Source organism: Tepidisphaeraceae bacterium, from assembly GCA_035998445.1.
GTDB lineage: Bacteria > Planctomycetota > Phycisphaerae > Tepidisphaerales > Tepidisphaeraceae > DASYHQ01.
In genome coordinates this window covers 41568-50406 of the sequence record DASYHQ010000064.1, presented here as the reverse complement: position 1 = coordinate 50406, position 8839 = coordinate 41568, and the positions used below count along the sequence as shown (strand labels likewise).

Annotated in this window: 6 protein-coding genes; 4 read left to right on the top strand and 2 right to left on the bottom strand. The window is 63.8% G+C overall.

Features of this window, described 5'->3' with window-relative positions:
- The first annotated feature begins 900 nt into the window (after positions 1 to 900).
- Both VGN72_24495 and clpB read left to right on the top strand, forming a co-directional pair.
- A complete protein-coding gene (locus tag VGN72_24495) occupies positions 901 to 1641 on the top strand; it encodes an MBL fold metallo-hydrolase (GenBank protein HEV7302521.1) in 741 nt (246 codons plus the stop codon).
- A gap of 324 nt (positions 1642 to 1965) precedes the next feature.
- A complete protein-coding gene (gene clpB, locus VGN72_24490; protein HEV7302520.1) occupies positions 1966 to 4587 on the top strand; it encodes an ATP-dependent chaperone ClpB in 2622 nt (873 codons plus the stop codon).
- A gap of 393 nt (positions 4588 to 4980) precedes the next feature.
- Here the strand turns inward: clpB and VGN72_24485 are convergent, their stop codons facing one another.
- A complete protein-coding gene (locus tag VGN72_24485; GenBank protein ID HEV7302519.1) occupies positions 4981 to 5604 on the bottom strand; it encodes an alpha/beta hydrolase in 624 nt (207 codons plus the stop codon).
- A 117-nt stretch (positions 5605 to 5721) separates the two neighbouring features.
- On the opposite strand from VGN72_24485, the gene VGN72_24480 reads away from it, so the two are divergent.
- Together VGN72_24480 and serC are read left to right on the top strand one after the other, a co-directional pair.
- Complete coding sequence (locus VGN72_24480; protein HEV7302518.1) at positions 5722 to 6501, top strand: sugar phosphate isomerase/epimerase family protein; 780 nt, start codon at positions 5722 to 5724, stop codon at positions 6499 to 6501.
- A 160-nt stretch (positions 6502 to 6661) separates the two neighbouring features.
- The gene (gene serC / locus VGN72_24475) at positions 6662 to 7741 is read left to right on the top strand and encodes a 3-phosphoserine/phosphohydroxythreonine transaminase (GenBank protein ID HEV7302517.1); all 1080 of its coding nucleotides are present in this window, start codon (positions 6662 to 6664) and stop codon (positions 7739 to 7741) included.
- Between the two features lie 314 nt (positions 7742 to 8055).
- On the opposite strand, the gene VGN72_24470 is transcribed toward serC, so the two are convergent.
- Complete coding sequence (locus tag VGN72_24470; GenBank protein HEV7302516.1) at positions 8056 to 8787, bottom strand: hypothetical protein; 732 nt, start codon at positions 8785 to 8787, stop codon at positions 8056 to 8058.
- Positions 8788 to 8839 lie beyond the last annotated feature (52 nt).

Below are 8839 nucleotides of genomic sequence, written 5' to 3'. Positions count from 1 at the left end.
GGCGCAACATGCCCAAATAATGGCCTTCGTTCCAATCCGACAGCATGGGCGAGACGCCCATGCCACGGCCGGAGCAGACCCAGCCGACTTAGTAAACACCCTCTCAGGATGACGAGCGCGCGGTTTAATCACGATTCGTATCACATCTTGCATCGGACGTTCCTCTGCCGTGCGAGACATCCGATGGGGTGCCGTGCTTTAAAGACCCGCCTGCGATAGCGAAGAGCCGACTGCGCCGCGGTGATGCGCGCCAAGACCTCCAAGGCGGCCAGGAGCGCCAAGGAAATCAAGAGTTTGGCCTGTGCCTCCATGGAACGCCGCGCAGCTCATTGTTCTCGAGAGAGCGTTAGAAGGTTGAGACCGCGGCCACTCCAACCGTGGCATGGGCGTCTCGCCCATGCTCGCGATGAGGCCAGACGACAAGATTGGTTTTAGCGCCTCGGTCAGCGCGGTACGCCACAAATAAAACCTCCCATTCCAATCCACACGCATGGGCGAGACGCCCATGCCACGGTAAGGCAGCCGCGACCGCATCACAGCTTGGACAAGCTAAGAGCCTCTAGAGCGTGTTATGCACTTTCCAGCTCAGAAACTGGCTTGGGTGCCCACGGTTTGGTACTCCAAGCCGTGTCTGCGTGTACCGGCACGGCTTGGAGTACCAAACCGTGGCACCCAGCGTCGCACGCCTGCGTTACTGACCCCGAAAGTGCCTAACACGCTCTAACAAAACAGAACGAACGCCAAGGCGCCAAGGAAAGAGCGCCAAGAGAGATCCCCTTCAACTTCTCTTTCCGACCTTGGCGTCCTTGGCGCCTTGGCGCTCTTGGCGCGTAATCAGCCTCATCAGAACACCCAATACCGCGACCCCGCTGGCACGCATCATGCAAGCCCACGGGCACCATGTTTACCCCCAACGTAGCGCCCGGCGTTCATCGGATCGAAGACTCGTACGTTAACTGGTACATCGTCGAGGAAGACGAGGGCCTGACGATCGTGGATGCCGGGTTGCCGGCGTCGTGGGATTCTTTACAGATGGCTTTGACGCAACTCGGGCGGTCGCTGTCGGACATCAAAGCCATCGTGTTGACGCACGCGCACTTCGACCATGTGGGCTTCGCCGAGCGCGCCCGAACCAAGCTCGGCATTCCGGTCTACGCGCATGAAGAAGAACGGCCGATCACCAAGCACCCGCTGAGCTACGAGCACGAGAAGAGCCGCCTCTACTACGCCTGGCGGCCGGCGTGCAGCGCGGCGATGGCGTCGTTCGTCTGGTGGGGCATGCTGAGCTCGGAGCCGATCAAGAGCATCAACGCCTACAAGGACGGCGACACGCTCTCCGTGCCCGGCCGGCCGCAGGTTGTCTTCTCGCCCGGGCACACGATCGGGCACAGCGCGCTGTTCCTGTCCGACCGTAACGTCCTGTTCGCCGGCGACGCGTTCGTGCTGCTGGACCCCTACACCGGCCGCACCGGCCCGCGCGTGGTCGCCCGCGGCGCCACCGCCCACAGCGATCAGGCGAAGCACAGCCTGAACCGCCTGCGCGCCACCGACGCCCAGATCGTCCTCACCGGCCACGGCCAACCCTGGACCCACGGCATCGCCGCCGCCGTCGACCAAGCCCAGCAAGCGCCGGTGGCGTAGGAGCAGCGTGCATTTACCGTGGCATGGGCGTCTCGCCCATGCGTGTGAACAGCAAGAGTGATTTGATTAGTGGCAGATCGCTCCGGCCGCGCAGCCGCTAGCAAATCAAATCCGCCAGCCCCATCACACGCATGGGCGAGACGCCCATGCCACGGTTGGAGCCCACTCGTTTGCCACTTTCTGCGCCAACCTTCGCTCCACTGCCACTCTTGCAGTCGAGCGCAGACCGCCCCGCAAACGCACGTCCGTAAGTGCCCGTACATCCCCCGATTAGCACGGTGTGCGACTAGGACATTCTGGCACGACCGTTGCTCTTACCCCGACATGCGATTCGATAAACTGACCGTGAAAGCTCAAGAGGCCGTCGCACGCGCACAGGAACTGGCGCAGCAGCGGAACAACGCCGAAGTGTTGCCCCTTCACCTGCTGGCGGCGCTGCTCGGCGAGACCGATGGCGTCGTGCGACCGTTGCTGCAGAAGGTGGGCGCGAACGTGGGCCGGGTGTCGAGCATCATCGATGCCGAACTGAACCGCCTGCCCAGCGCCACCGGCACGCAGCTCGGCATGAGCCGCACCCTGCAGGACGTCTTCAGCGACGCGCAGAAGCAGGCCGACCGGTTGAAGGACGAGTACGTCTCAACCGAACATTTGCTGCTGTCGCTGGCGAGCGTGAAGAGCGAGACGAAGGAAATCCTCTCGGTCAACGCGATCGACTACAACACGATCCTGTCTGCTTTGAAAGACGTGCGTGGCGGGCAGCGCGTGACGGACCAGAACCCCGAGGACAAGTATCAGGCCCTGGAGCGTTATGGCCGCGATCTGGTGGAGATGGCTCGGCTAGGGAAGATCGACCCCGTCATCGGGCGCGACGAAGAGATCCGCCGCACGATGCAGGTGCTGAGCCGGCGCACGAAAAACAACCCCGTGCTGATCGGCGAGCCGGGCGTCGGCAAGACCGCGATCGTCGAAGGCTTGGCCATCCGCATGCTGAACGGTGACGTGCCTGCGGTGCTGGCTAACAAGAAGATCGTCGCGCTCGACATGGGCGCTCTCATCGCTGGTGCGAAGTATCGCGGCGAATTCGAGGACCGGCTGAAGGCGGTCATCAAGGAAGTACAGCAGGCCGAGGGGCAGGTCATCCTGTTCATCGACGAATTGCACACGGTCGTGGGCGCCGGCAAGGCCGAGGGGAGCATGGACGCCGGCAACCTGCTCAAGCCAGCGCTGGCGCGCGGCGAGCTGCGCACGATCGGCGCGACCACGCTCGACGAGTACCGCAAGTACATCGAGAAGGACGCCGCCCTCGAACGCCGCTTTCAACCTGTGCTGGTGGGCGAGCCAACGGTGGAGGACACCATCGCCATCCTGCGTGGCCTGAAGGGGCGCTACGAGACGCACCACGGCGTGCGCATCACCGACGGCGCGATCGTCAGCGCCGCCACGCTGAGCGACCGCTACATCAGCGACCGCTTTCTGCCTGATAAAGCGATCGACCTCGTTGATGAGGCCGCCTCGCGCCTGCGCATCGAGAACGACAGCATGCCCGCGGAACTCGATGAGATCCGCCGCCGCATGATGCAGCTTCAAATCGAGTTGGAAGCCCTGCGGCGTGAGAAGGACCCGGCGTCCAAAGCGCAGGTCGAAAAGGCCGAGCGGGAACTGGCCGAGCTACAGGAGCGCAACACGCAGTTTACGACGCGCTGGGAAAGCGAGAAGGGCGCGATGGACGCCATCAAATCCATCGGCAACCAGATCGACCAGAAGCAGGTCGAGCTGGATAACGCCCAGCGCGCCGGCAACTGGGAAGTGGCCGCCCGCATACAGTACGGCGAGCTGCGCGACCTGAAGTCCAAGCTGACCGAGGCCGAGACGCGCGTCCACGAGATGAGCAGCGACGGCAATGCCTTGGTGAAGGACGAGGTGACCGCCGACGAGATCGCCGAGGTCGTTTCGCGTTGGAGCGGCGTGCCGGTCACGCGCATGCTGGAAGGCGAGCGCGAGAAACTGCTGAAGATGGAGGACCGACTCGGCGAGCGCGTCATCGGTCAGACGCAGGCCGTGCGCGCCGTCTCCGACGCTGTCCGTCGCAACCGTGCGGGCCTCGGCGATCCGAATCGGCCGATCGGTAGCTTCATGTTCCTGGGCCCCACGGGCGTTGGTAAGACGGAACTGTGCAAGTCGCTGGCCGAGTTCCTGTTCGACGATGAGAACGCGATGGTGCGCATCGACATGAGCGAGTTCATGGAGCAGCACAGCGTCGCCCGCCTGATCGGCGCGCCGCCCGGCTACGTGGGCTATGAAGAAGGGGGTCGGCTCACCGAGGCCGTGCGGCGTAAGTCGTACAGCGTGATCTTGTTCGACGAGATCGAGAAGGCGCACCGCGACGTCTTCAACGTGCTGCTGCAGGTGCTGGACGACGGCCGACTGACCGACGGCCAGGGCCGCACGGTGGATTTCAAGAACACCGTGATCGTGATGACCAGCAACCTCGGCTCCGACCGCATCCAACAGCTGACGACGCAAGGCGCCGAGCAGTGGGAGATCGAGGCGGCCGTCCGCGACGTGCTGAAGGTATCGTTCCGTCCCGAGTTCCTGAACCGCGTGGACGAGACGATCATCTTCCACCCGCTGGACAAGGCCCAGCTGACGCGCATCGTCGACGTGCAGCTGGCCAACCTGCACAAACGCTTAGCCCAGCGCGGCCTGACGCTCGTCCTGAGCGACGAGGCCAAGGCGTTGCTCGCCGACGAGGGCTTTGACCCGGCGTTCGGCGCTCGCCCGCTGAAGCGCGTGATCCAGCAGCGCATCGAGAACCCGCTGGCCGGGCGCATCCTGTCGGGCTCGTTCGCCGAGGGAGACACGATCCGTATCGATGTCGACCCGGCGAAGCACGACTTCGTGTTCGAGCACGGGGCGAAGGTGGTGGAGGGGGAACTGGTGGGATAGAGCATTTTCACTTCAGCTCTAGCGTGTCATCCCGAAGGGAGCGGTAGCGACCTGAGGGATCTAGACCGACGGACACACCTTCGTCGTTGGGAGGTCCCTCAGGTCGCTACCGCTCCCTTCGGGATGACAACGTTTCTCGACCGCTACAGATGAAATGAAAATGCTCTAACGTCCCAACGCTGGCGATCCCGCGCAGTCTTCATCATAGCATGGGCGGCTCGCCCATGGTGTCGGTACGCCGACACATCGGACGGTACTCCGTCCGAATCAGCAATCGCGCAAGCGAAGGGACTGCCGAGGTGACCAAAGAGAAGATCGCTTGCGCTCTTTACCTCGGGCCGAGTACGGCCCGACACCCCGGAGTACCGGGGCTCCACGGGCGAGCCGCCCGTGCTACCCGGGGGACGTGGTCACGTGCCGCGTGAGGAATGTGTTGATCTCTTCCGCCTGCAGCAGGTGGATGAGGTGCCCACCGCGGATGATCGTGTCGGGCCTGCGGCTGAGCCGGCGCAGTGGCATCATCCAGTCATACTCGCCGTGGATGTGGTGGACGGGACAGCTCAGATGTCCCTCGAAGTTCCATTGCCGAATCGCGCCGGGTGCCCACTGCATCAGTTCCGGTGGCACCTTGCCCAACGCCCCGGGCGGCACGGGGATCAGCGGCATCAGGCCGAAGACGAACTTCGGAATCCACGGCGCGATCGGCGCCATCCACAGCCCGCGACACTCGGCGGCGCGATAGCAACTGGCGATCAACAGCAGGGCGCTCGGCGACACCAGCCGCGCGACCTCCAGCGCCACCATGCCACCGAACGAGCTTCCACCCACGTACAACCGATCGACGCCGCGCGGCACGAACTCGGCCATGCGCTCGCAGTAGTGCACCAGCGTCTCGCGGCGTTCCGGCTTGATCCACCTTGGCACGACGATGTCGGCGGGGATGCCGCGCTGGCGGTCCCAGAAGCGTTCGTTGGCGCCAAGGCCCGGGAAGAGGACGAGCGTAGGTCGGTCGGACATCGACGTTGATCGTACGACTTCGATGCGCATCCGGCAGCGCCCGGACCGCGCTGGCATCGTCCGGACGCTTGCCGTATCTTTTGCCGCTTCACGATCTCAGCGACGAAAGGGTCCGCCATGGAATTCGGGATCTGCACCAGCATCGAAAAGTCCCCCGCCGCCAAGGCGGCCGGGTTCGACTACATCGAAGAGAACGTCCAATCGTTAATGAAAGGCCAGTCCCCCGACGCCGAGTGGAACGGCCGCGAACGTGCAGCGACCACCGCGTTGCCCATCCTGGCCATGAACAGCCTCGTGCCCGGTTCGCTGCCCATCGTCGGTGATTCGGCCGACGCGGCGGCGTTGAAGTCGTACCTCGACACCGTCCTAAAGCGCAGCGGCGAGTTGGGCATCCGCACGGTCGTCTTCGGTTCCGGCGCCGCCCGCATGGTGCCGGATGGCTTCAGCCGCGACACCGCTCGCGAGCAGATCATCCGCTTCCTGCGCAACGGCATGCCGGCCGCCAAGGAACACAACGTGACGATCGTGGTTGAGCCGCTCAACCGCGGTGAAACGAACATCATCAACAGCGTCGCTGAGGGCATGACCTACGTGCGCGAGGTGGACCACCCGAACTTTCAGTGTTTGGTCGACAGCTACCACTTCTGGCTGGAGGACGAACCGCTGGAGAACCTGCGTGCCGCCATGCCGTGGATCAAGCACGTCCACGTCGCCGACAAGGAAGGCCGCGTGGCGCCGGGGCTGTCGGGCAAGTCGGACTACAAGCCCTTCTTCCAAGTTTTGAAAGCAGGCGGCTACGCGGGTCGCGTAAGCTATGAAGGCGCCGCGATCCCCGACTTTGATGTGACGGCTCCGAAGATCGTCGCCTACCTGAACAAGGAATGGGCCGCGGCTTAGAATTGTCCCCTCTCCCGGTACGCCGGGGGAGGGTTAGGGTGGGGGTGATTTCGAACTGCCGCGACACGCCAGCAGCCATTTCGAAATCACCCCCACCTAGCCTCCCCCGGAGTACCGGGAGAGGGACCGGATCACGACTCTTTACGAAACAACAAACCCTATGTCTCACCGCATCTTCAACTTCTCCGCCGGCCCCGCGATGTTGCCTACCGAGGTGCTGGAAAAGTCCGCCGCCGCGTTGCTGGATTATCAGGGTAAAGGATTCGGCATCGCCGAGGTCAGCCATCGTGGGAAGGAATTCGATGGCGTGATGGACGAGGCGATCGCCCGCTGTAAGAAGCTGCTGAATCTGGGCGATGCGCACGACGTCGTCTTCCTGCAGGGCGGCGCGACGGCGCTGTTCACGCTCATCCCGATGAACTTCCTGAACACCAACGCCGACTACCTCGTCAGCGGCGAGTGGAGCAAGAAGGCCATCGGCGCCGCCAAGGACCTCGGCAAGGTGACCAACGTCGCCAGCAGCGAGGCGAGCAATTTCGACCACAGCCCGCTGCCAAGCGAGTGGAAGCTTTCCAGCGACGCCGACTACTTCCACGTCTGTTCGAACGAAACCGTGCACGGCCACCGCCTGCCGACCTGGCCGAAGCACCCGAACCTCATCGTCGACGCCAGCAGCGAGTTCATGAGTCGCCCGCACCCGGTGAACGACTGCGCCTTGGTTTACGGCGGCGCACAGAAGAACCTCGGGCCCAGCGGCCTCGTGCTCGCCATCGTGCGGAAGGACCTGTACGCCACGCAGAAGAAGGTGCCGAGCAAGCTCTGGAGCTTCAAGGACCAGGCCGACAACAAGAGCATGATCAACACGCCCCCCACCTTCGGCGTCTACATCCTGCTGGAAGTCTTCCGCTGGCTGGAAGCCCAAGGCGGGCTGGCGGCGATGGAGAAGACGAACGCGAAGAAGGCCGGGTTGATCTACGACACGATCGACGACAGCAACGGCTTCTACACCGGCACGGTCAGCGTGCGGGACCAGCGCAGCCACATGAACGTCACCTACCGCCTGCCCAGCGAGGAACTGACCGACGAGTTCGTGAAGACCGCCGCCAGGCAGGACATGGTCGGCCTGAAAGGCTACCGCACCGTCGGCGGTATCCGCGCCAGCATCTACAACGCGATGCCGGTCGAAGGGTGTCAGGCGCTGGCGCAGTTCATGAAGGATTTCGCGTCGAAGAAGTCGTGAAAGACGCTGTTTGGCCGACCGAGATCCCTCAGGTCGCTAGAGCGGCTCAACTTCGGGTGTAGCGTCTGGCCCGCAACCCTGTCATCCCGAGCGGGAGCGGAAGCGACCCGAGGGATCGCCACTGTCGAGAGCCGTCTCTAATTCGAGATCCCTCAGGTCGCTACCGCTCCCATCGGGATGACACGCTACACCTGAGGGAGAGCCGCTCTAAGGCTCCCATCGGGATGTCACGGTGTGAAACGAACGAAGGGAGCGACCCACCGGTCGCTCCCTTCTCTTCCTTTACCTTCGCGCCCCCGCGTCTTCGCGGTTGCCTACTTCTTCACCGCTGGCACTCCACCCGGTGGCGGTGCTCCACCCGCGGGGACAACCGGCGTCGTCTGCTGTTGGTAGATGATCCCGACGATCGCCGGGATGAAGATCGCCAGCGGCAGCAGGAACGGGGTGACGGTCGCCTTGTTGGTGATGACCGGGCCGACGTCGTTCAACTTGTAGATCAACCCGAGGATGCCGAAGACCAGCATCACGCTGCCCTGCAGGCTCATGTACATCATCAGCGATTCGCGGAAGACGATGAACGCCAGCAGGCCGAACAGGATTAAGCCCATGCCCGCCCCGCTCCAGGCGTACTGGGCGTCTAAGTCGAACGCGTGCCACAGGCTGGCCCCCAGCACGGCCCCGAAGATGCCGCCCATGATGGCGACCGAGTACTTCATGCTGTGCCACGTGATGGCCGCCGCCAGGAAGCCGCTGACGATCGCGCACGGGATGGCCGCGTCGTAGGCGTGACCGATCTTCAGCCCCACCAGCGCCCCCAGCACGGCGGCGTTCAGCATCACCAGCCACTTGAAGAACGCGAACCCGTACAGCAGGTAGACGATGCCGGCGATCACCAGCAGCGTGGCGGCGCCGGTGCTCATCGTCTCGCACCCTTTGAGGATGTCGATCTGCGCCGGCCAATGGTCGGGCAACGTGACCATCTCCGCAGCCGGCTGCGTGGCGGCCGCCTGGGTGACGATCGGGGGACTGGCTTGTGAGGTCGGCATGTTAGGTCATTGCTTTCCGAGAACCACAGCGGCCCTCATGCGCGTTATCGGC

Excerpts from the sequence above, each read along its gene's own strand:
- VGN72_24495 (HEV7302521.1), top strand. The coding sequence starts at position 901 with ATGTTTACCCCCAACGTAGCGCCCGGCGTTCATCGGATCGAAGACTCG.
- clpB (HEV7302520.1), top strand. The coding sequence starts at position 1,966 with ATGCGATTCGATAAACTGACCGTGAAAGCTCAAGAGGCCGTCGCACGC.
- VGN72_24485 (HEV7302519.1), bottom strand. The coding sequence starts at position 5,604 with ATGTCCGACCGACCTACGCTCGTCCTCTTCCCGGGCCTTGGCGCCAAC.
- VGN72_24480 (HEV7302518.1), top strand. The coding sequence starts at position 5,722 with ATGGAATTCGGGATCTGCACCAGCATCGAAAAGTCCCCCGCCGCCAAG.
- serC (HEV7302517.1), top strand. The coding sequence starts at position 6,662 with ATGTCTCACCGCATCTTCAACTTCTCCGCCGGCCCCGCGATGTTGCCT.
- VGN72_24470 (HEV7302516.1), bottom strand. The coding sequence starts at position 8,787 with ATGCCGACCTCACAAGCCAGTCCCCCGATCGTCACCCAGGCGGCCGCC.